We start from the raw sequence: 24,306 nt of genomic DNA on the forward strand, positions 1-24,306 counted from the left end.
ACCCCTATGCATACTCCCGCCGCGATCACCGCCCTGCCCGTCGACCTGTCCGGAAAGCGCGTCATCGTCACGGCCGGCGCGTCCGGCATCGGCGCCGCGCTGGCCGACGCCTTTGCGGAGCGCGGCGCGCGCGTGCATCTGTGCGACGTGGATGAACAAGCCCTGGCCGCGTGCCGCCATCCCTGGGCGCGCGCAGATGTGGGCAGCCGAGACGAGATCGACCGCTACATGCAGACCGCGCTGTCGCATCTGGGCGGGCTTGACTTGCTCGTGAACAACGCCGGCATCGCGGGGCCGACGGCGGGCATCGCCGACATCACGGAAGCGGAGCTGGACGCGACGCTGGACATCAATCTGGCCTCGCAATTCCACACGGTGCGGCATGCGCTGCCGGCGCTGCGCGAGGCGGGCGGTGGCAGCATCATCAACATCAGTTCGGTGGCGGGCCGGATGGGCCTGCCCATGCGCACGCCGTATGCCGCCACCAAATGGGGCGTGGTGGGGCTGACCCGCTCGCTGGCGATGGAACTGGGTCCACTGAACATCCGCGTCAATGCGCTGCTGCCGGGACTGGTCGCCGGACCACGCATCGAACGCGTGATTGCGGCCCGGGCGAAGAACATGGGCTTGTCGGTGGAGGAACAGACCCGACTGGAGCTGTCGGGCGTCAGCCTGCGGCAGTTCGTGCGCGCGGCGGACATCGCCAACATGGCGCTGTTTCTGGCCAGTCCGTTCGGCGCCATGGTCAGCGGCCAGGCAATCAGCATCGACGGCGACCTGCAATCGCTGCCGTGGCAGCCGCCGGCGCAATGACGGCGTGGCGATCGCCGCTACAGCAGCGCGATCGTCTCCGCATAAACGCCCTGCCGCCGCGCCTGCGCCGTGGACCTCAGCGCATCCAGCAGCCGCCCGGTCAGCTCGTTGTTGCGCGACTCGGCGCGCGTGATGAGCAGGAAGTCGAACCACTGGCGCGAGGCGAGCGGCACCGCCACCAGATCTGGAAACGACGCGACGATATCGGACGCGGACAGCGCGTTCACCAGGCTGATGCCCTTGACCGCGCGCACCGTGCCCGGCAGCAGCGACATGTGCGCCTGCATGCCGGACCGCAGCAGCAGCGAGTCGGCGATGTCGCCCTGCGCCACCACGTAGTCGGACCACAACGGCTTGACGTAGGTGTCCGGCGGAATATCCAGCACCGAAATGGTCTCGCGTCCGGCCAGCGGGTGTTCCCGATGCGCGATGGCCATGACGTCCGCACGCAGAAACGGGGTGAAGGTCAGCCGCGTGCTGTCGCGGCCCACGGCGCCAAGGCCGAAGTCGGCGCGCATCGTTTCCACCGCACTGATGACCTGCATCGACGATTCCACGTCGATGGAGAACGGCCGCGTACCGTTGATGTCCAGATAGCGGCGCACGGCGTCGGGCGCGTAACCCAGCGCCAACGCGGGCGACGAAGCGATGCGCAAGCCGCGCCCGCCGAATTGTTCGATGCTGTGCAGGGCCTCGTCGATACGCACCAGTTCGTCCAGCACGAACTTGGCCTCGCTGTAGAGATACTGCCCCGCCTCCGTGGGACGCAGGGTCTTGTGCGATCTGTCGAACAGCTGGACGCCAGTCGCGCTTTCCAGGCGCGAGATCGCGTGGCTGATCGCCGGCTGCGTCAGGTGCATGGCCAACGCCGCCTGCCGCGTCGAGCCGGTCATGACCACGGCATAGAAAATCCGCAGGTCGTGGATGTTGAAGTTGCGCTTCATGCGGTGCGCGCCTAACGCGTTGAAGGCTGGACTTTGGGTGGCGCTTTGGGTGGCGCTTTGGCCGCACTCATGCCGCCAAACGCAAACAGCCCCATCTGCGCGCCCGTCGCCCGCGTCAGGTAGTTGTTCTTGAGTGTCTCCCTGCCGCCGAACAGTGCATCGGTGTTGGCGCCCTGCGCCGCGCGGTTCTTGTCGATGTCGTTCTGTCCGTCGTGCATGCCTTCTTGCAGCGCGCGCCGCAAGGCTGGGTTCAACGACGCCGTGTCGTAGGCATCGCCAGGCCGCAACCCCAGGCTGGCCATACGCTCGCGCAACATCGTCTCGGTCTTGTGCGCGGGCGCGAACCGCAGCAGGAAGGCCAGCTCGTCGTAGAACTCGAGCGACGAATACATCTGCGCGCGCGGTACGGGCGCCATCCATTCGACCTTGGCGGGCGCCGCAGGCGCGGAACGGTTGCGGAACGCCGACAGGGGCTGGACCTTGAAGCGAGACTGGACGCGCTTGGCGTTGTCCTGGTCGGCGGGATTGAAGCGCTGTGTGCGGGCGACCAGCGTGGCAAGCTCCGTCTCGGCGCGAATCACCTTGGTGATGCCCGCGGGGGTCTTGCCCTTCCAGGAAGGACCCGCCACCAGGAACACGCCGCCGCCCAGGCCACGCGAACCCAGGTCGCCGATGTGGTGCATATACAGGTCCATCACCTGCAACGAGGCGTCGCGCTGCTTTTCCACGCGAGGCACGGTGACGACGACGGGTTCGGCGCGCAAGTCCAGGGCCGCGTACGAATACAGATAGGCGGGATCCAGCCCGGCCGCCGCAGCGGCTGCTGTGCCCATCGGGTTGATGGTGTTCAGCGGCCCTTTGTATTGCGCGCCGTTCTTGTCGATGCTGTATGCATGCATGGCCTGATAACTGGCGACCATGGGCGCGCCGTACAGGTAGGATTCGCGGGCGATGGTGCGCGCCTGTTGCGCGGAGACGCCTTCGATGCCGACCCACTGCGAGCCGGAAGCGGCGTCGGGTGACCTGAAGGTGCAGCCGGCCATGGCGCCCGCCAATGCGAAGACGGCAACGAGACCGATGAACGGACGGCAGGTGGCGCGGCGAAATGCGGTGCTAATCTGGCGGTGGCGCATTCAGGGCTCCGGCATGACGGGATGGCGCGGGCGCCCGGTGACGGCGGCGTGTAATGCGCCAGGCTCGAATTCCGGGGGATTCTGGCATATTTCCCCCGCATATCAAAGAATCGGCGCACCTTGCCGACGCAACAGGAAAGACACAGCAGCATGGCAGCGCAAGACCCCAGCATGACCGGCCCGGACGGAGAGGCTTTCAACATTCGCGCGTCGTCGTACTTCGTGCTGCAGGCCGAGCACCCCTGCGCGGCCTGCAGCAAACTGACGCGTGTGGCGGCGCTGGCCGTGCCGCCCGGTCATGAAAGCACCGAGGGTGAACTGGAGCTGGATGAAGACGATGCCGACAGCCCCGGCCTGGATCCGCAGGCGTTTCGGGACTGGCTGTTCGGGCCGGCGCAATGGCAGGCGATGCCCGGCCCGGCGATGATCTCGTCGACCCGGGCGCTCGCCCCCGAGGTGGCGCAGACCCTGCGCACGATTGCGCCGTTCTACCGCGAAAGCCCGGCCCGATCCGGCGAATGGTCCAACTTTTGCGAGCATTGCGAGCAGCCGGTCTGGGACGGCGCGCTGTACCCGACGCCGGGCCAGCCCTTCTGCCCTCGGGATGCCGACGCGGCAGCGCGGATAGCCGCGCAACGGATCGATGCACCGTTTGCCGCCTTCTTCGGCATGTGCTGGACGGACAGCTACCGCAACAAGTGGCCCCTGTTCGCGCGCCTGGGCTACGAATGCAGCGAAGCGGAATGACCCTTTCTCAGGCGCTTTGCAGCAGATCCTGAGGCACTTCCAGCTGACGCGCGGGAATGGCGGTGATGGCGCTTTCGGTGGCGTTGGCGTCCGTGGTCAGGTGCTGGATCAGATCAACCGTCGTGGAGCGCCGCGTCAGCATCATGCAGGTCACCTCGTCGCCCGCCACACGGGTGGCGTGCCAGCAGCCAGGCCGCATGCACACGCCCTGCCCCTGCGCCACATGAAAGGCCGCCAGCGTGGACAGGTCCGGCGTGCCGTCGGCGGCGCTGCGCGCCACGATCTGGATGATGCTGCCGGTCAGCGGAACGATCGCCTGTTGCGTCAGCAGATGCTTTTCAAGGCTGGCGACCTCAAGCGATTGGCTGCGGTAATTGACCCACAGCAGTTCGGCATCGCCGCCCGCGCCGGTGTTGAACTGGTGTTCGTGCCAGAAGTCGGTGGCCGGATGCGTGTACAACGGAACGCCGTTGCCGTCCGGCATAGGCTTGCCCAGCATCCACCCGTAGGCGTTGAAGGCATCAGGCGACAGATCGTGGATTTCAAGCTGCGTGTTGCTCGTCATGCGGGACCCTGTGATGGCTTAGCGCCGCGTTTGGGGAATTCGGCGTCGTAGTCGAAGTCCCCGCGCGCAATGGCCTCCAGGACGGCAACGCGCCGGTCGGCAGCGCGCTTGAGGTTGGCGGCGGTGGGCTTGACCCGGATACGCTCGACACAATGCCGGCCGTCGTGGAAGAACCCGATCTCGATGGACGATTCGGACGCGGGACGCACCCCTTCGAATCCCTTGCTCATCGCATGCTCTCCCTGTTGCCGATGGCAGACATGATAAACGCAACGATGTGACAGGATGCGCGCTGACATACACTGCCCTGATCCCCACACCCGAGGACCCGCAACATGGCTATCGACCTGACGTCGCACTATGTGTACCTGGACGCCTCCGGCGCCGCCGCCACCGTAACGGGCGGCGACGAGTTCTGGTCCCAATCCCCGGTAGACCTCGAGCAATACGGGCGCGGCTGGCTGGTGTCCGAATACGAGTTCACCGCGGACTGGCCGCAATGGGAGATGCACCCCGGCGCCGACGAGATCGTGCGCCTGATGGCTGGCGCGGCCGAGCTGCACCTGGAATGGCCCACCGGCATTCAGGTGGTGAAGATGCTGGCCGGCGACGGCTACGTCATCCCCAAAGGGGCATGGCATACGGTCAAGGTCATGGAGCCTTGCCGCATGCTGCACATCACCATGGGCGCGGGCACGCAGCACCGGCTGGCGTAGCCGCGTCCCCGCTAATTATCCCGCCGCGCCCGCTGGCCGTGCGCGCTGGATCTCGCGGTCGTCGATCGGCCAGTGCAAGGCGGCCGACAGCACGCCCAGCGCCATCGCCCCCAGCCAGATCAGGTCGTAGGAACGCGTGGCCTCGAACACCACGCCGCCCAGCCACACGCCAAGGAACGAGCCGACCTGATGGCCAAAGAACACGAAGCCAAAGAGCGTCGTGATGTAGCGCACGCCGAACACCTGCGAGATGAGCCCATTGGTGAGCGGCACCGTGCCCAGCCACACAAACCCCATCACGGCCGCGAACGCATAGACCGACCACGTGGATAGCGGCACGAGCACGAAGAGTGCAATCGCCGCGGTCCGCACCAAGTAGATGCCCGCGAGCAGATACTTGCGCCGATGGTGCGCGCCAAGGATGCCGCAGACATACGTGCCCATGACGTTGGTGAGCGCAATAATGGCCAGCGCCGCCACCGCGTCCGACGCGCGCAGGCCCTTGTCCATCAGGTAGGCGGGCAGGTGCGTGCCGATGAACGCCAGCTGGAAACCGCACGCCAGAAATCCCAGATTCAGCAGCCAGAAACCGGGGCGCGTGAAGGCCTCGCGGATGGCGTCAGACAGCGACAGGTTCGCGTCGGGCGCGGCCGCATCGCGCACGCGGTTCGCGGGCTCGCGCAGCGGAAACGCCAGCGGCAGCAAGATCATCAGCACCATCGCGAACACCAGCAACGCCGCGACCCAGCCCCAGCCGCCGATCAGCCATTGCGCCGCCGGCACCATCGTGAACTGTCCCAGGCCGCCAACCGCTCCCGCCACGCCCAACGCCCAGCTTCGGCGTTCCGGCGGCACCAGACGGCTGAGCGCGCCGTAGATGGCTGCGAATGCCGTGCCGGACAGCGCGATGCCGATGCACACGCCCGCCGTCCACATGAAGGCGGCGGGCGTCGTGGCATGCGCCATGCCGGCAAGGCCCAGCGCGTAGAACACCAACCCGCCGGCAATCACCTTGGCCGAGCCATAGCGGTCGGCAATCATGCCGGTGAAGGGCTGCACGATGCCCCACGTCAGGTTCTGCACGGCCAGGGCAATGGCGAAGGTCTCGCGGCTCCAGCCCCGGTCCATCGTGACGGGCAGGAGAAACAGGCCCTGCACATGGCGCACGCCCAGGGCAAGGCCCATGACGACGCCGCCGGCGAGGACCAGCAGCCAAAGCTGGGATGCGTCCAATGACGGTTTTTGGGGGGTGGACATGGCGAACCTCTCGCAGGGAACGTCGCCCCCGTCCGGGCGGGCAGTGGATGTATTACAGAACTGGCGCGCGGGCGATTCAACCGATTAATTTTTGTCCGCTGCATGCGCGGGGGGAATGTGTGCTGGCGAGAGTCAATCCCTCCGGACCTGAAACGACGGCGCTCGGAGGGAAAATGTCTCTTCACAGCAAGTGACATCTAAATATGCCTGACTTGCGAACCATTAGCCGAAATTAGCCACATTTCAGATCAAAGGGCCAGAGGTGTTAACGCTTCGTCCGCAATAGTTACATCTGCCGATCCGTCCCCGGGTACCCCTGGTTACAGTGCTGCCTTCCCAATCATTCGGCAGGCATCGAATCATGTGGCACGCCCGGTCTGGCTCTTTCATTTCCGCGGTCTTGCGCCGCGCCTGCAAGCCATGACGGCGGCGCCCTTCTTCAAGCCCTTGGCGCTGGTCGTGGCGCTGGCCGGGATAACGCTGCTGGCGCCTGGCGACGCGCAGGCGCGGCCTGACTGGACGCAGCAGTGCTCCTACAGCAGCTATGGCGAAGGCGCGGGGACCATGTGCCACCAGCCTTACCAGGAAGGCCTGGCGGCGGTGCTCGTGGGCACCGCCGATGGCGAATCGGCGGCGTGGGGCTACATCGACAAGCAGGGCGTGATGTCGATTACGCCTGCGTATTCGGACGCCCGATCCTTCCAGAATGGGCTGGCCGCCGTCAGTCAGGATGAACGCTGGGGTTACATCGACAAGCGTGGACGCTGGGTCATCGAGCCGCGCTTTTCGGAAGCCACCGGCTTCAATGCCGAAGGCACGGCGCTGGCCGAGGAAGACGGCCGGGACGTGCTGATCGACCGCCAGGGCAAGGTCGTGAAGACCTTTCCGCTGGGCACGCGCACTGGCGGGTTCCAGCCCGGCCAAAAGCTCGCGGCGATGGAGGTCCCTACCCCGCCGCGCCTTTTCAACACCGCAACCGGCAAACCGGCCACGCTGCCCGACGGCGTGATGGCGCTGGCCGAACCGACGGGCGACTATCTGCCGGCGCAATCGCGCGACTCGCGCTACGGCGGCTGGTGGGGATTGCTGGACCAAAGCGGCGCATGGGCAATCAGTCCGCAGGTGCTGCGCTCGCTCGCCCCGCCGCTGCGCGATGGCGACGTGCTGGCTGTGAACCGCGAACGCGCTTGGGAGTTCGTGGATGCACGCGGCGAACCGCTGTCTGAACAGCGCTACGAACGCGTCGAATTGCTGGCGCCGGGCGTCTGGCTGGCGCGGCACGCCAAGGGCGGTTCGGTGCTGTTGGACAGCAAGCTTGAAACCCTGCACGCGTTCAAGAGCGACTATCTGGGCGTGCAGCGCCGCGACGGCTGGGGCTTTGCCGCCGAACCCGGCATGACGCTGCTGATCGATCCCGCAGGCAGCGTGCAGCTGCTCGCCCTGCGCAACGGCGACGTCAAGATTCATCAGGGACGCGCGTGGGTGTATGGCGTGCTTGTCTCTTCGGCAGGCGCTACCGGCGCCGGCATGGACGCCACCCGTGACGACATGAGCGCGGAAGACGAGGCCGCGGCGGCTGCGGTGGGTGCAGCCGTGCAGGCCGCGTCGCAAGCGGAGACCGCAGCCGCGATCCAGGATCCGCCGGTCGCAGCTGACGCCGCGGACGCCGCGCAGGAGGCGACCTACGCGGACGCAGCCCCAACCCCCGCAACGCCGTCAGAAGCGACCGCAGACGCTGCCATGGACGCGGCAATGGACGCCGCCAGCGACACCGCCACCGCAGCCGCCGACGCCGTGCAAAGCAGCGTCAACGCCGTCGCGGACGACGAGACGCTGCATCAAATCTACAACCCCGACGGCCTGGGCATCCTTGACGAAACCACCGTCGCCAAGCTGCGCGGCTACGACATCAGCGAGTTCCACTATGCGCGCAAATCCGCCGCCGATGCCGCTGCGCCGCTGGCCCTCCTGCGACCCAGCGAATATGACCAGCCGCTCGGCATCCTGACGGCGGCGGGCGATATCGTCACGAACCCTGACTGGGCAAACATCGACACCTACGACGTCACGCTGCCGATCGTGGCGCGTTCAAAGGCCGATCGGGCCGGCGCAGTCGGCGCGATCGGCGCGGACGGCACGTGGGCCATCGAGCCCCAGTACAGCGAAATGCGCCCCTTCAAAGGCCCCTACACCTGGGCCCGCACGAAGGACATGCTGCGCGGCGATGCGCTGCTCATCGATACCCGCGGCCAGACGGTGGCGGTTCCCGCGAACGTGCTGGAAGACGCATCGCGTCTCGACGGCGAACTGCTGCAATACCGCGCGGTGAACGAAAACCGCCAGCGCCGCATGGGCCTGTGGAACGTGCGCAAGGGTGCGCCCGTGCTCAAGCCCGCCTTCGATGAAGTCCAGGAGTTCGAGGACGACTGGGCCAAGGTGCGGGACAAGAATCGCTGGGGCGTGGTCAACCGCGAGGGTCAGTGGGTGGTGCCTGCCCGCTACAACGGCGCCTACGACCTGGAATACCTGGGCAACGGCATGATGCTGGCCGAAGCGCCCGAAGACACGCGCAAGCGCGGCGGCTACACCGAACGCGCCTATCGCGTCATCAACCTGCGCACCGGCAAGGCAAGCGAGCCGGTGGTAGGCAAGCCGCAGAAGCTGAAGGATGGTCGCTTTCTGGGCGAACTGGCCGACGCGAGCGCCGTGTTGTTCGACGCGCAAGGCGGCGCGATTCGTGTGTCCGACGGTCGTCCCGAAGACAAGCAGCAGTACGGCGACTGGCTTTACATCAAGTTCGACGAGCGCGAAGGCGCCATCGACGCGCGCGGCAACATGAAGGTGCCGGCGCGCTATGGAGAATTCAATCCTTTCTTCACCCAGCCCGAAGGCCTGGCGCGCGCCAACAGCGGCGCGGGCTACCGCGTGATAGACCAGACCGGCAAGACGATGCTGGAAAAATGGGGCGATGGCATGCCCCTGGCCTCGATGCAGCGCGTCGTATTCAACGACGACGAGGGCTCGTCCAGCATCCTGGTGGACCTGCAAGGACGCGAGATCGCGCGCCTGCCGGGCCGCCACGCCGTCGACTATGACAAAGCCAGCGAAGGCGTCGTGCCTTACAGCGATGGCGACAACAAGTACGGCTTCATCGACGCAAACGGCAAGCGCGTCGTGGGCGCGCACTTCAATCAGCTTGGCCCCTTGAAGGACGGCTTGGCGCGGGCCCGCCGCCTGGAACGCACCGGCAAGCTGTTCGGGTACGTCGACCTGACCGGACGCTATGCGATTGCGCCGGCGTTCACGTGGGCCGACAACTTCCACGAAGGCCGCGCGCTGGTCCGCCGAAATCGGCTGATCGAGTACATCGACACCAAGGGCAACACGACCGCGCTGTTCGGCGTGCTGTGCGACACGATGGTGATCGTGGATGCGAAGGACCAGCAGAGCTGGCCGCCCCAGAAGCTCACCTGCCCCGAGGCCACCGGCGTCAAACCGCCCGTCGCCGAGACCGCCAACGCCAACGCAGAATGATCATGACGTCACGCGTGCTACGAACCACCCGCCTTGCCTGCGCCCTGGCCGCGCTGGGCGTATCCCTGTCCGCCCAGGCGCAGAACGGCTATATACCGTCGATGCACCTGTATTGCATGAGCGATGCGGAGTACCAGGCCTATCCGGCAGCCGACGACATTTCCTCGCGCAACCCCTTCGGCAACGGCTGCATCCGGGACCTGCACGACGGCCGCGCCGCGGTGCTGCTGCCGTCCGCCATCGAAAACATCGACCGCGTACCGCGCGACAACTCGCTGCGCCGCCACGCCTGGGGTTTTCTGGACCACAACGGCCGCGTCGCGATCGAGCCGATCTTCGAGGCGGTTGGCGACTTCCGCCACGGGCTAGCTGCGGTGCGTTGGCAAGGCAAGTGGGGATACATCGACCGCAATGGCCGCATGGCCGTTCCGCCCCGCTTTGACGCGGTGCAGGACTTTGTCGAGATCGGACTGGCAGTTGTGACGCTGGACGGCAAGCCGCTGCTGATCGATCGCCAGGGCAATCCTGCGGGCGAACCGTTCGAGGACGTGGTGCGCGCGGTGCGCCTGTACGACGGCGTGCCCGCGCGCGCCACGGTCCAGTACAAGGAGGAATACCGCTCGGCCAAGGGTGAGCGGCGCTACGGCGGAACCGGCGTCGTGATCACGCGGCCGCTGGGCGACAAGGGCCTGTACATCGCCACCAATGGCGAGTCCAAGTACGGCGTGGTGGACAAGGACTGGAACTGGGTCGTGGAACCGGTGCTGGACGACATTTACGCGCAGGACAGCGGCAACCTGGCCACCGGCTATGGCCCGGATGGTTCCGTGCTGGTGACGGCGGACGGCAAACTGATCGGCGCGGACCAGCAATACGAAAGCATGAACCCTGTGGGCAAGGCTTTCTACAGCGCAGCGCTGCCGCGCCGGGCGGGGTTTGCGGTGCTGGACCGCGACGGCGCGGTGATTGCGACGCTGACGGACGCGGAAGGCCACGCATCCCAACGCTTTGCCGACACCATCGTGTACCCGTCCGGAGAAAACCTCGTGGCGCTGGTGCCGGGGCGCCCGCAGCCCCTGACGCTGGGCAAGGGCCTGTCGGCCGGCGACGAACGCGAAGGCTATGTGTTGTTCGTGGACGGCGCCAGCCGCACCGCGGGCGTACTGACGCCTACGGCCGCGTGGGTGCACGGCGACGCGGCGCCCGCGTGGCTGGCAGACGCCCGTCGCATGGAAACGCGCGAAGGCAATCTGTGGCTGTCCGACGCGCAAGGCGCGCTGCTCAACGTGCTGGACAAGAACGGCAAGGCGCTCCTCAAGCCCGAGATAGTGAAGGCGCTTCAGAACCAGCAGCTTCAGTCACTGCCGGCCGGCGTGCCTGGCGCGCCGCTGGGCCTGCTGGGTCAAAGCCACTGCCACTGCGATGATGTCCAGGTGGGACTGCTGCTGGCCGACGGCAGCACGGTCACCGATCCGTCGTGGACCGCCGTGACGCCGCTGGACGACGCCGGCGAAGGCGCCGATCTCACGGCGGACCAGTTGCGCTATGCAGCCGAGACGGCCGACGGCATGGTGCTGCTGGATGCACGCGGCAAGCCGCTGGACCTGCCCGCGCAGCAGCACATCGGTATGTTCCGCCAGGGCTACGCGCAGGTGTATGGCGACGGCGTGGTACGCATGATCGACCGTGCCGGCAAGACGTTCGAACTGCCCGAGAACTTCGATACGCAGGTCGTCGCCCCGGGCGTGGTGCGCTATTTGAAGACGGCGGCCGACGGCGCGCCGTGGGGCCTGTACGACTTCGTCGCCGGCAAGGAGCTGGCCGCGCCGGCGTTCCGCAGCATCGGCGAGTTCCAGAACGGCCAGGCCGTCGCTTCGCTGGGCACGGGGCGCGTCGGCGTCATCGACCTGCAAGGGCGGTGGATCCTGCCGGCCAGCCATCAAGGCGCGGAACGCGTGAACGACACGCTGTGGCGCGTGACGCAGCCGGGCAAGCAAGAGAACGAATACGAACGTCCCGCCGCGGTCTTCAACACCAAGGGCAAGGCGCTGACCGCATTCATGCGCGGCTTGCAGGTGGGTGATTTTGGAGACGGCTCGGTCAGCGCGGGCAATAGCGAGCGCCGCTGGATCATCTCGCCGGACGGCGAGGATGCGCTGGACATGAAGGACGCCGACTATGTCCGTCTGGGTGACTGGATGGAGATCCGCCGCGCCGACCGTCAGGGTTACCTGAACGCCAAGGGCGCTTGGCAGATCGCGCCGTCGTCCCGTATCGGCACCGCGTTCCAGGGCGCGCCGGCGCGCGCGCTGGCGGCGGACGCGGCGGGCACGCACGTGATGGACGCCAGCGGCAAGATCCTCGCGACCCTGCCCAAGGGCGAATGGAGCTGGCCGTCGCGTTCCGACCTGCTGATCCGCCATTACTCGGCGGACCGCGGCACCATGACGGACTACACCGACCTTTCGGGCAAGACCCGGGTGACGGTCGAAGGCTTTGCGTCCGCGTTTTCGGAGGGACGCGCCGTGACGCAGCTGTCCGGCGGCGGGGCGCGTTGGGTGGATGCCAAGGGTGCGCTGACGGGACCGGCTTTCGACGCGCTGGGTCCGATGCGCGAAGGCCTGGCGCCCGCCAGCGAAGACCGCAGCTATGGCTACGTGAACGGCCAGGGCCAGTTCGCCATTCCAGCCGAGTTCCGGGCCTTGTCGGGCTTTACGGGCCAACGCGCGGTGGTGTCCACGGAAGACGATTCGCGCATCATCGACCCCGCCGGCCAGATGCTGGCGCAGGTGAAGATGCAATGCGGCATCCGCACGCTGTACGGTGCGGCCGGCCAACGGCTGTGGCCGCTGCGCATGCCGCACGGCTGCAACCGCACGGCGGCGTCTCGCGCCTACTGAGCGTCCAGCGCCAGATAGCGGCGGGTCTGCACGATCTCTTCGCGCTCGGCGAAGCTGGTCAGGCGATCCGCCAGCGCGCTGCTGTCGCCCGTCTGCCGGATGGCCTGGAGCGTGGCCTGCATCGCGTGGATCGCCGCGCGCTGCAGGTCCGACGGGATGATCGCCAGGCGATAGCCCATCGCGGCCAGATCCGGCAGCGGCACCAGCGGCGTCTTGCCGCCGTAGAACATGTTGATGAGTTTCAGGCCCGGCAACCGCTCAGCAATGGCGCGGATCTGCGCCAGCGTCTCGGGCGCCTCGACAAAGATCATGTCGGCGCCGGCCTTCAGGTACAGCTCGGCGCGCGCGATGGCGGCGTCAAAGCCTTCGACCGCAATGGCGTCCGTGCGCGCGATGACCAGCGTGTCCGCGTCGGCAAGCGTCTGGCGCGCGATGTGGACCTTGCGGGCCATCTCGGCAGCGTCCACCAGGCTCTTGTCGTCCAGATGGCCGCAGCGCTTGGGAAAGGACTGGTCTTCGATATGGAACGCCGCCACGCCCGCGCGTTCCATCGTGCGCACCGTGCGCTCAACATTGGCCGATCCGCCGAATCCGGTGTCCGCATCCGCGATCACCGGCAGGCCGCTGGCCTCGACGATCTTTTCCACGCGGTCCATGACTTCGGTAAAGCTGAGCAGTCCGATGTCCGGATAGCCGGCGGCGCGCGCAATGGCCCCGCCGCTGGCGTACACCGCTGAAAACCCGGCCGCGGCGACCAGGCGGGCCGATAGGCCGTCGTATGCGCCGGGCGCCACCACGATGCTGTCGGCAAGGTGTTGGCGCAGTCGCGCGCCGGGGGATGGATTGGCATTCATGATGGGCGTTCCTTCATTCCGGGGATCTGATGCCTGCATGATCGGCGCGCGCCATTAGAATGTCCAATATATTGAAAATTGTTCATCAGTACTTTTTGGATATCAAAATGGAACTGCGCCATCTGCGCTATTTCGTCGTCACTGCCGAAGCCCAGCATTTCACGCGCGCGGCCGAACTGCTGAACATGGCGCAGCCGCCGCTCAGCCAGCAGATCCGCCAGCTTGAACAGGAAGTCGGCACACCGCTGTTTGACCGCATGGGCCGCGGCGTGGCGCTGAACGACGCGGGACGCGCATTCCTGGCGTGCGCCCAGGACATCCTGCAACGCGCGGACGCCGCAGTGCGCACGGCCCAGCGCGCGGCGCGCGGCGAGGTCGGTGAACTGACATTGGGGTTTACCGAATCAGCGTCCTTCAATGGCGTGGTGACCGAGCTGATCCGGCAATATCGCGAGCGCTATCCGGAGGTCGAGATGACGCTGTCTCAGGGGGATAGTGAAACGCTGGTGGCGCAGTTGCGCGACGGTACGATCGACGCCGCGTTCGTGCGTCCGCCTTTCGCGCTGGATGGCGGGTTGGCGTTCACGCAGATGGTAGAGGAGCCGCTGGTGGTGGCGCTGCCGCTGGGTCATGCGCTGGCGCGCCGCAAGCGCCTCGCCCCCGCCGACCTGCAGCACGAGACCTTCATTCTGTATTCGCGCAAATCGGGCTATGGACTCAGCGCGGACATCATGGCGGCGTGCCGGCAGCACGGGCTGAGTCCACGCATCGGGCAACAAGCGCCGCAGTTGTCGTCGGCGGTGAATCTGGTGGCGGCGGGCATGGGCGTGGCCATCGTGCCGGCGTCGCTGCGTCACCTGCGGCCGGATGGCGTGGTGTATCGGCCGTTCGCGCTGGAATGGCCGCGCGCGGTGCTGGGGTTGGCTTTGCGCGACACGGCGGGTGGACGGGCGGCGAATCTGCTGGCGCTGGCGCGGACCGCCCGCAAGTCCTGACGCTCAATCGTCGTGCGATTCATGCACGGCGACCGCGCCGCGCTTCCAGTAGCTGGCCGCGCGAATGCGGCTCTTGTCGATGCCGTGCTGCGCCACCATGATTTCGCGCACGGCTTTTGCCGTGGCCGATTCCGCCGCCACCCACACATAGCCCTCGCCTGGCGGCAGCGCCAGTTCGCGCGCCGCTTCCAGCAGCAGCGTGCTGTAGCCGGGCGCCGTTCCGTTGCGATGCAGCCAGCGCACCGATACTTTCGCGGCCGTTTGCAGCGGGATTTCGTTGGTCGCCCCCGGCACTTCGATCAGCACCAGCGCCTGCGCAGCGGCCGGCAGTTCTTCCAGCCGCCGTGCGATGGCGGGCAATGCGGTCTCGTCGCCGATCAGCACATGCCAGTCGAACGCCGTCGGCACCACGAACGAACCGCGCGGGCCGCCGATGCCCAGTTGCTGGCCAGGCGCGGCTTGTTCGGCCCATGTCGACGCAGGGCCATCGCCGTGCAGCACGAATTCGATTTCCAGTTCCTGGCGCGCCGTATCGAAGCGGCGCGGCGTGTAGTCGCGCGCCGCGGGCCGCGCCACGCCGTCAGGAAACTTGATGCCGTCGGGCCCGGCCGTGGGCAGCACGGGTGGCTGCGAGGGATCGGCGGGAAAGAAGATCTTCACGTGGTCATCAAATGAAGCGGACACGAAATCCTGCAGGTCTTCGCCGGTGAAGGTGACGCGCGCCAGCAGGCCGGCAATGCGTTCGACGCGCGCCACGGTCAGCGTGCGCATCTTGAGGGTGTGGCGCACACGCGCCACGGTCAGGTCGCTTTGAGTCATGGAAACTCCAGTAGGGTGGGACGGGATCACGCGCCGGATTTGCCGGTGATCTCGTCGGTCGCACGCGCCAGGATGGCCGCGATGCGTCGTTGTTCTGCAGGCGAGGCGTCGGTACGCTCCAGAAGCGCGCGCTTGAGCGCCTGGCGCGCCTCCACGAACTCCGGCAGCCAGCCGGTGCGGGCGTCCTCGCCCTCCGGGCCGGTGGTACGCGGCTGGCCGCTCCAGGCTTGGCGCATGTAGTCCATCTTGCGCGCGACATGCTTGAGCTTGTTGAACATCAGCGTCAGGCGGTCGCGGTTGGCGTCCAGATGCGCCTTGCCCGGTTCCGCCAGGTGATAGCGCTTCTTGGCGCCCTCTTGCTCGACGGTGGCGTAGCCCAGCTCTTCCAGATACGTCAGCGCGGGGTAGACCATGCCGGGGCTGGGCGTATAGAAACCGTTGCTGAGCGCGCCCAATGCCTTGATGAGTTCGTAGCCGTGGCTGGGGTTCTGTTCCAGCAGTCCGAGCAGCATCAATTGCAGGTCGTCGCTGGATACTTTGCGGCTGCGAGTGAAGCCGCGTCCGTCGCCCCCGAACCCGTCCGCATCGCCGCGGCCGTCGGGGGAACCGGAAAACCAGTCGCCACCTGCGCTGGCGTGACGCGGGTGGCGGTGACTGGGGTGGTGGTGGCCATGGTGGGGACGATCATGGTGCGGGTGTTCGCGGAAAGCCGTTTGGCGCATAGATAGCTCTTACGATATGTCTTACGATAGCTCGTACGATATACCCGCGTTGTCCGTCGCGTCAAATCCCCTGCCAATGTTTTGTGCTGGCGCCCCCGAAAAATCCTACTCCGAGGGCGCTAGCGGCACAGCTGGACCCGCCTGGACCCATCGCGCGAAGTCTGCGGCACGGGGTTCATCCGGCGCGGGCGCATAGACCACCAATCGCAAGTGCCGGCTTTCATCGACACTCAAGGTGGCATGCTCGAACGCGATATCGCCCAACGCATCCACATGCAGCGTGCGCAGTCCCATGCACGTGCCATGCACGTCGTGTTCGCGCCACCACGACTGGAATTCGGGCGACACACGTTCCAATTCATCAACCAGTTCAGCGATATCGGACACGCCGGTCGCGCTGGCGAAATCGCGCCGGAACGAGGACAGCATGCGGGGCGCTTGCGCCGTCCAGTCCACAAAGCGTTCACGCATCGCGGGGGCCACGAACAGCATCCAGAGGAGGTTGCGCCGGCCCGGCGCCTGCCCGGAAAAATTGAACACCTTGTCCGCGGCGGCGTTCCACACGACGACGTCCCAACGCAGGTTCAGGATGTAGGCGGGCCGCGCATGCAGGTCATCCATCAAGCGGCGAACCTGCGCGGGCACGGTGCACCACGTGCGGCCGGTCTCGGCCGGCGGGCGCTGGTGCGCCAGCAGATACAGGTGGCGGCGCTCGGCGTCGTCCAGCCGCAGCACGCGCGCCAGGTTTTCGAGAAAGGTGGCCGACACGCTGATGTTGCGCCCCTGTTCAAACCACGTGTACCAGGCCAGTCCGACGCCGGCCAGCGCAGCCACTTCCTCGCGGCGCAACCCTGGCGTGCGGCGGCGGCGGCCGGGCGGAAGCCCCAGGTCAGCGGGAGTGAGCCGTTCCCGGCGCAGGCGCAGGAATTCGGACAGGTCGGCGCGGGTGCGGTCCAGACGGCGTGAAATGGCGCGTTCGGTCATGACGGGGTTGCACTGAGTAATAGCATAAACAGCTAAATTGTATAAGGCTAAAGGTCCGCCCAGAATAGCGCCGATCCTGACTTTTTTGGACGCTTTCATGTCGACCACTACCCTTCCCGCCACGCCGTCGGCCGCCCCTGCCGACCCCGCTTCGCCGCGACTCGGCAAGCTCGGCCTCGCGGTGCTGCTATCCGGCGGCTTCATCACGATCTTCGACCTGTTCGTCGTGAACGTGGCCATCCCCAGCATTCAGGCCACGCTGTCGGCCAGCTTCGCGCAGATCAACTTCATCATCGCCGCCTATGAACTGGCGTATGGCGTGCTGCTGATCGCGGGCAGCCGGTTGGGCGACCGCCATGGCAGGCGCCGGCTGTTCATGCTGGGCATGGCGGGCTTTGCGGTGGCGTCCGCGCTGTGCGGCCTGGCGCCCACGCCGGACACGCTGATCGCCGCGCGCATCCTGCAGGGCGCCGCCGCGGCCCTGCTGTTTCCGCAGGTGTATGCGCTGATCCGCGTCAGCTTCGAGGGGCATGCGCGGCGCCGGGCGTTCGGGCTGCTGGGCATGACGCTGGGCCTGGCCGCCATCGCCGGGCAGGTGCTCGGCGGTTGGATCGTCCATGCGGACCTGTTCGGGTTGGCGTGGCGTGCCATCTTTCTGATCAATCTGCCACTGGGGCTGCTGGCCTGCTGGCTCGCCCGCCACATCCCCGAATCCGCCGAGCCCTCGGGCGCGGCGATGGACTGGCCCGGCGCCGCGCTCGTGGGCCTGGGGTTGGCGTTGCTGCTGCTGGCGTTGATCGAAGGCCCCGCCCAGCAATGGCCCGCCTGGACGCTCGCCTGCGGCGGGGCATCGGTGGTTGCGCTGGCAGCCTTCGTGCGGCTGCAGCGCCGGGTCGCCGCGCGCGGCGGCGTGCCGCTGGTGGACATGGACTTGCTGGCGCAACCACGCTTTGCGGCGGGGTGCCTCGTCGTGATGCTGGTGTTCTCCACCGCCAGCGCCATGTTTCTTTGCTACGCCTTGCTGGTGCAGACGGGCTTTGGCCTGGATGCGTTGACGGCCGGCATGATCTTCGCGCCGGCCAGCGTCGGATTCGTGGCGGGATCGATGATCGCGCCAAGACTGGTCGCCCGGTACGGCACGCACGCGATCGCGCTGGCCGCGCTGTTGTACGGCGGGGCGACGGCGGCGCTGATGATGCAGACCGGCATCGCCGGCGCCAGCCTGTCGCCGTGGACGCTGCTGCCTGCGCTGGTGTGGTTGGGCGCTGCGCAAGGCGCGGTCAACACGCCGCTGGTCAACCTGGCGATGGGACTGGTCGACGACCGCCAGGCCGGCATGGCGGCGGGCGTGGTGTCGACCTTGCAGCAGGTGGGCGCCGCGCTGGGCGTGTCGGCGGCGGGCATGCTGTATGGCGGTGCGCTGGAGGCTTACGCGGACGCCAGCGCAGCAGAGCGCCATGCGCAGGCGTTCGCGTCGGCCATGCAGTTCAATGTCGCGGCCATCTTGATTGCAGCCGTCTTGCTGTGGCGGCTGGGCCGTCATCGCTGACGGCCCTTTGCCGCGCCGGGGCCTTTATCCCGCGGACAACTCGCGGGCGCGCTGCTGCGCCTTGTGCACAGCCTCGGTGATGGCCTGGGCCACGCCCGCCTGCTGCATGTGCGACAGGGCGGCGTAGGTGGTGCCGCCCTTGGAAGTGACGCGCTCCTGCAATTCGGTCAACGGCACGTCTTCGCTGGCGGCCAGTTCCGCCGCGCCGCGGAAGGCGGCGACAGCCAGCCGGCGCGCGTCGGCGGGCGCAAAGCCCAATTCGACGGCGCCCTTTTCCAGCGCCGCCATGAAATGGAACACGTAACCGGGGCCGCTGCCCGTCACCGCAGTGACGGCGTCGATCATGGCTTCGGATTCGGTCCAGATGCGTTCGCCGACCGCCGCGAACAGCGCGTCGACCTGATCGCGCTGGGCCTGCTCGCAAGCCGGCGTGGCGAAGAGGCCGGTCATGCCCAGGCCCACCTTGGCCGGCGTGTTGGGCATGGCGCGAACGATGCGCGCGTGCCCGCCCAGCCATTCCGACAACGCAGCCAGTTCGACGCCCGCCGCGATGCTGACCACGGTGGCCTCGGCCGGCAGATGCTGCCGGACCTGGCCGCAGGCTTCGCGCAGCACTTGCGGTTTGGTGGCCAGCACACACAGGGCGGCGTCGCCGATGTCGGCACTGACGCTTTCCTGGCAGGGCAGGCCGCGTGCGACCAGCGCCTCGCGCGTCGGCGCGTAGGGTTCGATCACCAGAAAATCGGTCAACGCCCGGCCTTGGCCGATCAGTCCGTCGATGATGGCGGAGGCCATATTGCCGCCGCCGATGAAGACAATTTTTTCACGCATGTTGCTTCAGTTCCGAAGTAGGGATTGCGGACCGGACCGGCATGGGTGCATTGCCGGCGCGCGGATCATTGATGCCACAGTCTACGGGCTTTCCGGGGCGTCACGCCCCCGCCAGCGGCACGCCCGCCTGCGATGACGACCGCGTGCCCGGCAGCGGATGGCAGGACTCGGGGTGGTAGGTATGAACCACCGACAACTTCACGCGGTCGCTGCTGTTGCCCTGCGCGGCGTGCAAGGTGCGGCAGTGAAAGAACACCCCATCGCCCGCTTGCAGTTCCGGACAGACGGCGCGCGCGATCCAGTCGGCGTTCTGCGGCACGTCTTCGCGGAAGAATTTCTTGTCGTCGAACTGGTCCGGCGTAAATGCCGCCGCGTGCGAGCCCGGAATGAACGACAGCCCGCCATTGGCGCGCGTCTCCGGCCCCAGGGCCAGCCAACAGGACACCAGATCCGTATCCGAGAACGACCAATAGCGGATGTCCTGATGCCAGCCCGTCAGGCTGCCGTACGCCGGGTGCTTGGTCATCACACAGTTGTGGTGCACGGTGGACAGCACCGGCGTCTCGTTGAAATAGCGCTTCAGCCACTGGCCGATGCGCGGATCGGTGGCCCATTGGGCAAACAGGGGGTCGCGCGCATAGGCGTTGAGCAGGCGGCGCACGGTCAGGCCGCCCTCGGCGCTGCGCGATTGCGGCGCGCCGGGATAGCGCAGGTCGGCTTCGTATTCGATGGGAGCGACGTGATCGCGCAAATGGCGTTCAGCCAGCGCACGCAGCGCGGCAACCTGCTCCGGGTTGGCGAACTGGCGCGCCACCACGAAGCCCTGCTCGCGCAGGACGGCTATCTGATCATCAGGCAATAACCCGGACATCTTGATCCTCACAGCCCGCGGCGTAGGCGGCGCGTCTGCGGGCGGGCAGGCGCGCACCGGGCAAGGCGCCGGTCACGCGGGATGGCTAGATTACCAAATGGCAAGGCCGCCGGGCGGCTCCCGCGTCCTCAGCCCGCTGGCGTCTTCTCGGGGCGGACCGGCGGCGGCGTCAGCCGGGCGGCGTCGCGCTCCTGGACCTCGTGGTGCACCCATTCGCGCCAGACGGCCACCAGCAGCGCCATCAGCACCGGACCCACGAACAATCCCACGATGCCCATGGTCTTCACGCCACCCACCAGGCCGAAGAAGGTCGGCAGGAACGGCAGCTTGACGGGACCGCCCACCAGACGCGGGCGCAGGGTCTTGTCGACGATGAAGAGTTCGACGCTGCCCCAGACCATCAGCGCAATGCCTGCGACCACATGGCCCGAGCCCACCAGATACAAAGACACCAGCGTGAACGACAACGGCGCGCCACCGGGAATCAGCGCCATGAACCCGGTGACCACGCCCAGCAGCACGGGCGACGGCACACCCGCGACCCAGTAGGCGATGCCCAGCACCACGCCTTCGCCCAGCGCGATCAGGCCCATGCCGGTGACGGTGGAATTGATGGTGGCCGGGACCACGCGCGAAAAGCGCTGCCAGCGGGCGGGCAGAATGCGCTCGCCCAGCACGTCCAGCTGCGCGACCATGCGGATGCCGTCCTTGTAGACGAAGAACAGCGTAATCAGCATGAAGAGAACGGTCAGCAGCAACTGGAACACGTTGCCCGTGGCGGCCAGCGCCATGCGGTAGATGTTGCCCAGGTGTTCGCCGCTGACGGCTTCGACCAGCGCGCCCAGCGCGTGAGGCTGGCCGATATAGGATTGCCAGTACTGTCCCAGGCGATCGCCCACCACCGGCAGGGACGAAATCCACGCAGGCACGTCCACGCCGTGGCGGTTGGCCGCGATGGCCCAGGCGACAAACGCGCTGGCTTCCTTGATGGCATAGGACAGGGCCAGCGACAACGGGACGATCAGCACCACGACGACGACCAGCAGCGCCAGCGACGCGGCAACCGCCGTGCGGCCGCCGCAACGGACGACGAGGCGTTGGTACAAGGGCCAGCTGGCCAGGCCGATGATCAGCGCCGCCAGGGCCGGAACCAGGAATCCGCTAAGAAAGTAAACCCCCGCCAACAGCACAAGCAGCAACAGCCAACGGGCGATCAGGTAGGCGGGTAGAACAGGCTGCATAGCGGATCGACTGTAAGGGCGTTGTAGGCTTTGACTGTCGGACTATACAGACGTTTCATGCAATACGAGGGACGTAAGGGCTGTATTTACTACGGGGTTTCCCGTGCTTAACGCAGATGGCGGACCCGAAGGTCCGCCATGTCGTCGTTCAGCCTACGCGGATTTACAGCACGTATTCCGCAGCTTCCTCGCGGGCGGTGCGGCGACGCGGGGCCATGTCGGCCAGCGCCGGGATAGCGGGCACGGGCGGTTGCGCCGGAGTGGTCTGTCCCTGATTGCGCTGGTACACCGCGCAGGACGCGGCGGCCGGATCGGTCTCGTCCCGGCCGCTGAGCAGCGGACACCCGGCGAACAGTTCGGCCACCCAGTCGGTAAAGGCCCGCACCTTGGGCGACAACTGCCGGCTCTGCGGATACAGCACCGAGATTGCCGTGGAGCTGGGCTTCCACTGCGGCAAGATCTCGATCAGCTCACCCGATTGCAGATACGGCAGCGCCATGTAGCGCGCGGTCTGGATCAGCCCAAAGCCCTTCAGCCCGCAATCCAGGTAGGCGCCCGCTTCGTTCACGGCCACCGTGCCCTTCATGTCCACTTCCTGGTGCTTGCCGTCCACCTTGAAGTCCCAGGCACAGTTGCGGCCGGTGCGGCTGGAGAAATAATGCACCGCGTGGTGGTCGCGCAACGATTCGATCGTCTGCGGCATGCCGTGGCGCGCCACGTAGGTCGGCGACGCGCAGGTCACGGTCTGCAGCGTGCCGATGCGGCGGGCGACCAGGCTGGAATCTTCGAGATCGCCGGCGCGGATCACGCAGTCCACGGCTTCCTGGACCATGTCGACCGGACGGTCGCCCAGGCCCAGCACCAGCTCGACGTCGGGGTATTTGTCGTGGAAATCACACAATGAGGGAATCAGGATCAACCGGCCGATGCAGGTCGGCACATCAATGCGCAGCCGGCCCTTGAGCCGCAGGGCCGCTTCCTGGAAGCAGGCCTCGGTCTCTTCCACGTCGGCCAGGATGCGCACGCAGTGCTGGTAATAGCCTGCGCCGTCGGGCGTCAGGCCGATGCGGCGCGTGGTGCGGTTCAACAGGCGAACGCCTAGAAGGCGTTCCAGATTCTGAATGATGGTGGTGACGGTGGTGCGCGGAAGCGATAGGCTGTCGGCCGCCCGGGTGAAGCTATTGGCGTCCACGACGCGCACAAACACCTGCATAGCCTGAAAGCGGTCCATGGCAAGGGTGTCCTTAGGCAAATAAGTCGGGGTGGACGGAGCATAACCCGATTTCGGCCTGGATTAGTCATTCTCCACGAACAGTGTTGCCGGGATAGACAGGTTTATCCGCCCGGACAAAACACTCAGAATGCAAACCATCTTGAAGTGCCCTTGCCGCCCGGCGCAAGAAAAGGGCATGTCAATCCTCAGATTCCGCCCCCGCAGCGACCCGCCCTGATCAGGCGCCCGCCGCCTCTGGATAAGCGACCCCGGTCGATGCTGCACTGCAGCATATCCATATAGCGCCGGATTCTTAGGACTGGCATCCCCGCCCCGCCGACTCGTCGTCCCCGCATCCCGGACAAGCGCGCTTCCGCCTCTAAAAGACCACTCAAGGAAACACCATGGTTTCGCGTAAACGTATTGCTGTGCTCGTCGTATTTGCAGCCGTGCTGGCGGCGGGCGGCGGATACGCCCTCACCCGCGGCCCCGCGGGCGGCAATGTCGCGATGGCGCAGGGCGCCCCCGCCGCGCCGCCCGTCGAGGTGGCCGAAGTCCTCAACAAGACGATCGTCGACTGGCAGCGCTATTCCGGCCGCCTGGAAGCCATCGACCGCGTGGACATCCGCCCCCTGGTCTCCGGCACGCTGACCGCCGTCCATTTCAAGGACGGCAGCATCGTCAAGAAGGGCGACGTGCTCTTCACCATCGACCCGCGCCCTTATGCGGCCGAAGTGGACCGCGCCGCCGCGGCGCTGACCGCCGCCAAGGCCCGCGCCGCCTACACGGCCTCGGAACTGGCCCGTGGCCAGCGCCTATTGACCGACAACGCCATCGCCCGCCGCGACTTCGAGGAAAAGCAGAACGCCGCGCGCGAAGCCGCCGCCAACCTGCAGGGCGCCCAGGCCGCGCTGGACTTCGCCAAGCTCAACCTGGGCTACACACGTATCGAGGCCCCCGTGGACGGCCGCGTGTCGCGCGCCGAGGTCACCGTGGGCAACGTGGTCGCCGCCGGCGCCGCATCGGTGCCGTTGACCACGCTGGTGTCGGTGTCCAAGATGTACGCATCGTTCGACGTGGACGAACAAACGTTCCTGCGCTACGTGAACCCCGCCCGCAACGGCCGCAATGGCGCGGTGCCGGTCGAACTGGGCCTGGCCAATGAAGACGGCTACTCGCGCACCGGCGCCGTGCAGTCGGTGGACAACCGCCTGGACGCCACCTCCGGCACCATCCGCGTGCGCGCCGAGTTCGACAACGCCGACGGCACGCTGCTGCCGGGCCTCTACGCCCGCATCCGCCTGGGCGGCAGCGAACCCCGCGAGGCCGTGCTGATCGACGAACGCGCCATCGGCACCGACCAGGACAAGCGCTTCGTGCTGGTGCTGGACGACAAGAACCACGCCGTCTACCGCCAGGTGAAGCTGGGCGCCAATCAGGAAGGCCTGCGCGTGGTCGATTCCGGCCTGGCTGCCGGCGAGCGCATCGTCGTCAACGGCCTGCAGCGCATCCGCCCCGGCGACGCCGTGACCCCGACCGTTGTCCCCATGGTTGCCGCCAAGCGCAACCCGGTCAAGACCGCCTCGGCGCAGAACTGAGCTGACGCGTCGAACGAGAA

General features: G+C 67.0%; 21 protein-coding genes. 8 read left to right on the forward strand and 13 right to left on the reverse strand.

The genetic code is table 11. The annotated features are described in order from the left end of the window. Nucleotides 1–6: 6 nt before the first annotated feature. Nucleotides 7–813, forward strand: a complete 807-nt coding sequence (locus AC6CIE_RS20920; protein ID WP_498093744.1) for an SDR family oxidoreductase — start codon at nt 7–9, stop codon at nt 811–813. 17 nt (nt 814–830) lie between these two features. On the opposite strand, the gene AC6CIE_RS20925 is transcribed toward AC6CIE_RS20920, so the two are convergent. After that, entirely contained in the window at nt 831–1,757 is a 927-nt protein-coding gene (locus tag AC6CIE_RS20925) for a LysR family transcriptional regulator (RefSeq protein ID WP_175122264.1), read from the reverse strand. Nucleotides 1,758–1,768: 11 nt separating this feature from the next. Beyond that, on the reverse strand, nt 1,769–2,890 hold the full coding sequence (locus tag AC6CIE_RS20930; protein WP_498093746.1) for a DUF1254 domain-containing protein: 1,122 nt from the start codon (nt 2,888–2,890) through the stop codon (nt 1,769–1,771). A gap of 150 nt (nt 2,891–3,040) precedes the next feature. Here AC6CIE_RS20930 and AC6CIE_RS20935 point away from each other — a divergent pair, with 150 nt between their 5' ends. Then, nucleotides 3,041–3,637, forward strand: coding sequence for a hypothetical protein (locus tag AC6CIE_RS20935; RefSeq protein WP_481145835.1), 597 nt, complete (start codon nt 3,041–3,043; stop codon nt 3,635–3,637). Between the two features lie 7 nt (nt 3,638–3,644). On the opposite strand, the gene AC6CIE_RS20940 is transcribed toward AC6CIE_RS20935, so the two are convergent. Together AC6CIE_RS20940 and AC6CIE_RS20945 are read right to left on the reverse strand one after the other, a co-directional pair. After that, nucleotides 3,645–4,202, reverse strand: a complete 558-nt coding sequence (locus AC6CIE_RS20940) for an ureidoglycolate lyase (protein ID WP_175122261.1) — start codon at nt 4,200–4,202, stop codon at nt 3,645–3,647. After that, nucleotides 4,199–4,432: an Arm DNA-binding domain-containing protein gene (locus AC6CIE_RS20945; RefSeq protein WP_498093748.1), complete on the reverse strand. Its 234-nt coding sequence runs from the start codon at nt 4,430–4,432 to the stop codon at nt 4,199–4,201. Before AC6CIE_RS20945 ends, AC6CIE_RS20940 begins: the two co-directional genes overlap by 4 nt. Nucleotides 4,433–4,537: 105 nt before the next feature. On the opposite strand from AC6CIE_RS20945, the gene AC6CIE_RS20950 reads away from it, so the two are divergent. Next, nucleotides 4,538–4,918: a cupin domain-containing protein gene (locus AC6CIE_RS20950; protein ID WP_498093750.1), complete on the forward strand. Its 381-nt coding sequence runs from the start codon at nt 4,538–4,540 to the stop codon at nt 4,916–4,918. A 15-nt stretch (nt 4,919–4,933) separates the two neighbouring features. Here the strand turns inward: AC6CIE_RS20950 and AC6CIE_RS20955 are convergent, their stop codons facing one another. Further along, the gene (locus AC6CIE_RS20955; RefSeq protein WP_175122258.1) at nt 4,934–6,175 is read right to left on the reverse strand and encodes an MFS transporter; all 1,242 of its coding nucleotides are present in this window, start codon (nt 6,173–6,175) and stop codon (nt 4,934–4,936) included. 363 nt (nt 6,176–6,538) lie between these two features. On the opposite strand from AC6CIE_RS20955, the gene AC6CIE_RS20960 reads away from it, so the two are divergent. Both AC6CIE_RS20960 and AC6CIE_RS20965 read left to right on the forward strand, forming a co-directional pair. Continuing rightward, the gene (locus tag AC6CIE_RS20960) at nt 6,539–9,709 is read left to right on the forward strand and encodes a WG repeat-containing protein (protein WP_498093752.1); all 3,171 of its coding nucleotides are present in this window, start codon (nt 6,539–6,541) and stop codon (nt 9,707–9,709) included. 2 nt (nt 9,710–9,711) lie between these two features. Beyond that, nucleotides 9,712–12,609 (forward strand): WG repeat-containing protein, encoded by a 2,898-nt coding sequence (locus AC6CIE_RS20965; RefSeq protein WP_498093754.1) that lies wholly within the window; start codon nt 9,712–9,714, stop codon nt 12,607–12,609. Here the strand turns inward: AC6CIE_RS20965 and AC6CIE_RS20970 are convergent. Further along, nucleotides 12,603–13,463: an isocitrate lyase/PEP mutase family protein gene (locus tag AC6CIE_RS20970; protein WP_498093756.1), complete on the reverse strand. Its 861-nt coding sequence runs from the start codon at nt 13,461–13,463 to the stop codon at nt 12,603–12,605. The genes AC6CIE_RS20965 and AC6CIE_RS20970 overlap by 7 nt on opposite strands. A 107-nt stretch (nt 13,464–13,570) precedes the next feature. Here AC6CIE_RS20970 and AC6CIE_RS20975 point away from each other — a divergent pair, with 107 nt between their 5' ends. After that, entirely contained in the window at nt 13,571–14,458 is an 888-nt protein-coding gene (locus AC6CIE_RS20975) for a LysR family transcriptional regulator (protein ID WP_498093758.1), read from the forward strand. 3 nt (nt 14,459–14,461) lie between these two features. Here AC6CIE_RS20975 and AC6CIE_RS20980 read toward each other — a convergent pair whose 3' ends face one another. From AC6CIE_RS20980 to AC6CIE_RS20990, 3 genes are all read right to left on the reverse strand, one after another. Continuing rightward, nucleotides 14,462–15,277: a siderophore-interacting protein gene (locus tag AC6CIE_RS20980; protein WP_498093760.1), complete on the reverse strand. Its 816-nt coding sequence runs from the start codon at nt 15,275–15,277 to the stop codon at nt 14,462–14,464. 26 nt (nt 15,278–15,303) lie between these two features. Continuing rightward, on the reverse strand, nt 15,304–15,999 hold the full coding sequence (locus AC6CIE_RS20985) for a PadR family transcriptional regulator (RefSeq protein WP_481145828.1): 696 nt from the start codon (nt 15,997–15,999) through the stop codon (nt 15,304–15,306). A 105-nt stretch (nt 16,000–16,104) separates the two neighbouring features. Further along, on the reverse strand, nt 16,105–16,983 hold the full coding sequence (locus AC6CIE_RS20990) for a helix-turn-helix transcriptional regulator (protein WP_498093762.1): 879 nt from the start codon (nt 16,981–16,983) through the stop codon (nt 16,105–16,107). Between the two features lie 97 nt (nt 16,984–17,080). On the opposite strand from AC6CIE_RS20990, the gene AC6CIE_RS20995 reads away from it, so the two are divergent. Further along, the gene (locus AC6CIE_RS20995; RefSeq protein ID WP_498093764.1) at nt 17,081–18,532 is read left to right on the forward strand and encodes an MFS transporter; all 1,452 of its coding nucleotides are present in this window, start codon (nt 17,081–17,083) and stop codon (nt 18,530–18,532) included. A gap of 24 nt (nt 18,533–18,556) precedes the next feature. Here AC6CIE_RS20995 and proC read toward each other — a convergent pair whose 3' ends face one another. The 4 genes from proC to AC6CIE_RS21015 all read right to left on the reverse strand — a co-directional run bounded on the left by proC (nt 18,557) and on the right by AC6CIE_RS21015 (nt 22,706). Continuing rightward, nucleotides 18,557–19,363 carry a pyrroline-5-carboxylate reductase gene (proC, locus tag AC6CIE_RS21000; RefSeq protein WP_498093766.1) on the reverse strand — a complete coding sequence of 269 codons (807 nt, stop codon included), beginning with the start codon at nt 19,361–19,363 and terminating at the stop codon, nt 18,557–18,559. A 100-nt stretch (nt 19,364–19,463) separates the two neighbouring features. After that, nucleotides 19,464–20,234, reverse strand: a complete 771-nt coding sequence (locus tag AC6CIE_RS21005; RefSeq protein WP_498093768.1) for a phytanoyl-CoA dioxygenase family protein — start codon at nt 20,232–20,234, stop codon at nt 19,464–19,466. 128 nt (nt 20,235–20,362) lie between these two features. Next, nucleotides 20,363–21,475 (reverse strand): AI-2E family transporter, encoded by a 1,113-nt coding sequence (locus AC6CIE_RS21010; protein ID WP_056559631.1) that lies wholly within the window; start codon nt 21,473–21,475, stop codon nt 20,363–20,365. 163 nt (nt 21,476–21,638) lie between these two features. Next, nucleotides 21,639–22,706: a LysR family transcriptional regulator gene (locus tag AC6CIE_RS21015; RefSeq protein WP_343738345.1), complete on the reverse strand. Its 1,068-nt coding sequence runs from the start codon at nt 22,704–22,706 to the stop codon at nt 21,639–21,641. Between the two features lie 386 nt (nt 22,707–23,092). Between AC6CIE_RS21015 and AC6CIE_RS21020 the strand changes: the two genes are divergently transcribed. Next, entirely contained in the window at nt 23,093–24,286 is a 1,194-nt protein-coding gene (locus AC6CIE_RS21020) for an efflux RND transporter periplasmic adaptor subunit (protein ID WP_452002626.1), read from the forward strand. The last annotated feature ends 20 nt before the right edge of the window (nt 24,287–24,306 follow it).

The organism is Achromobacter sp. GQ309, assembly GCF_059759315.1.

Excerpts from the sequence above, each read along its gene's own strand:
- AC6CIE_RS20920 (WP_498093744.1), top strand. The coding sequence starts at position 7 with ATGCATACTCCCGCCGCGATCACCGCCCTGCCCGTCGACCTGTCCGGA.
- AC6CIE_RS20925 (WP_175122264.1), bottom strand. The coding sequence starts at position 1,757 with ATGAAGCGCAACTTCAACATCCACGACCTGCGGATTTTCTATGCCGTG.
- AC6CIE_RS20930 (WP_498093746.1), bottom strand. The coding sequence starts at position 2,890 with ATGCGCCACCGCCAGATTAGCACCGCATTTCGCCGCGCCACCTGCCGT.
- AC6CIE_RS20935 (WP_481145835.1), top strand. The coding sequence starts at position 3,041 with ATGGCAGCGCAAGACCCCAGCATGACCGGCCCGGACGGAGAGGCTTTC.
- AC6CIE_RS20940 (WP_175122261.1), bottom strand. The coding sequence starts at position 4,202 with ATGACGAGCAACACGCAGCTTGAAATCCACGATCTGTCGCCTGATGCC.
- AC6CIE_RS20945 (WP_498093748.1), bottom strand. The coding sequence starts at position 4,432 with ATGAGCAAGGGATTCGAAGGGGTGCGTCCCGCGTCCGAATCGTCCATC.
- AC6CIE_RS20950 (WP_498093750.1), top strand. The coding sequence starts at position 4,538 with ATGGCTATCGACCTGACGTCGCACTATGTGTACCTGGACGCCTCCGGC.
- AC6CIE_RS20955 (WP_175122258.1), bottom strand. The coding sequence starts at position 6,175 with ATGTCCACCCCCCAAAAACCGTCATTGGACGCATCCCAGCTTTGGCTG.
- AC6CIE_RS20965 (WP_498093754.1), top strand. The coding sequence starts at position 9,712 with ATGACGTCACGCGTGCTACGAACCACCCGCCTTGCCTGCGCCCTGGCC.
- AC6CIE_RS20970 (WP_498093756.1), bottom strand. The coding sequence starts at position 13,463 with ATGAATGCCAATCCATCCCCCGGCGCGCGACTGCGCCAACACCTTGCC.
- AC6CIE_RS20975 (WP_498093758.1), top strand. The coding sequence starts at position 13,571 with ATGGAACTGCGCCATCTGCGCTATTTCGTCGTCACTGCCGAAGCCCAG.
- AC6CIE_RS20980 (WP_498093760.1), bottom strand. The coding sequence starts at position 15,277 with ATGACTCAAAGCGACCTGACCGTGGCGCGTGTGCGCCACACCCTCAAG.
- AC6CIE_RS20985 (WP_481145828.1), bottom strand. The coding sequence starts at position 15,999 with ATGCGCCAAACGGCTTTCCGCGAACACCCGCACCATGATCGTCCCCAC.
- AC6CIE_RS20990 (WP_498093762.1), bottom strand. The coding sequence starts at position 16,983 with ATGACCGAACGCGCCATTTCACGCCGTCTGGACCGCACCCGCGCCGAC.
- AC6CIE_RS20995 (WP_498093764.1), top strand. The coding sequence starts at position 17,081 with ATGTCGACCACTACCCTTCCCGCCACGCCGTCGGCCGCCCCTGCCGAC.
- proC (WP_498093766.1), bottom strand. The coding sequence starts at position 19,363 with ATGCGTGAAAAAATTGTCTTCATCGGCGGCGGCAATATGGCCTCCGCC.
- AC6CIE_RS21005 (WP_498093768.1), bottom strand. The coding sequence starts at position 20,234 with ATGTCCGGGTTATTGCCTGATGATCAGATAGCCGTCCTGCGCGAGCAG.
- AC6CIE_RS21010 (WP_056559631.1), bottom strand. The coding sequence starts at position 21,475 with ATGCAGCCTGTTCTACCCGCCTACCTGATCGCCCGTTGGCTGTTGCTG.
- AC6CIE_RS21015 (WP_343738345.1), bottom strand. The coding sequence starts at position 22,706 with ATGGACCGCTTTCAGGCTATGCAGGTGTTTGTGCGCGTCGTGGACGCC.
- AC6CIE_RS21020 (WP_452002626.1), top strand. The coding sequence starts at position 23,093 with ATGGTTTCGCGTAAACGTATTGCTGTGCTCGTCGTATTTGCAGCCGTG.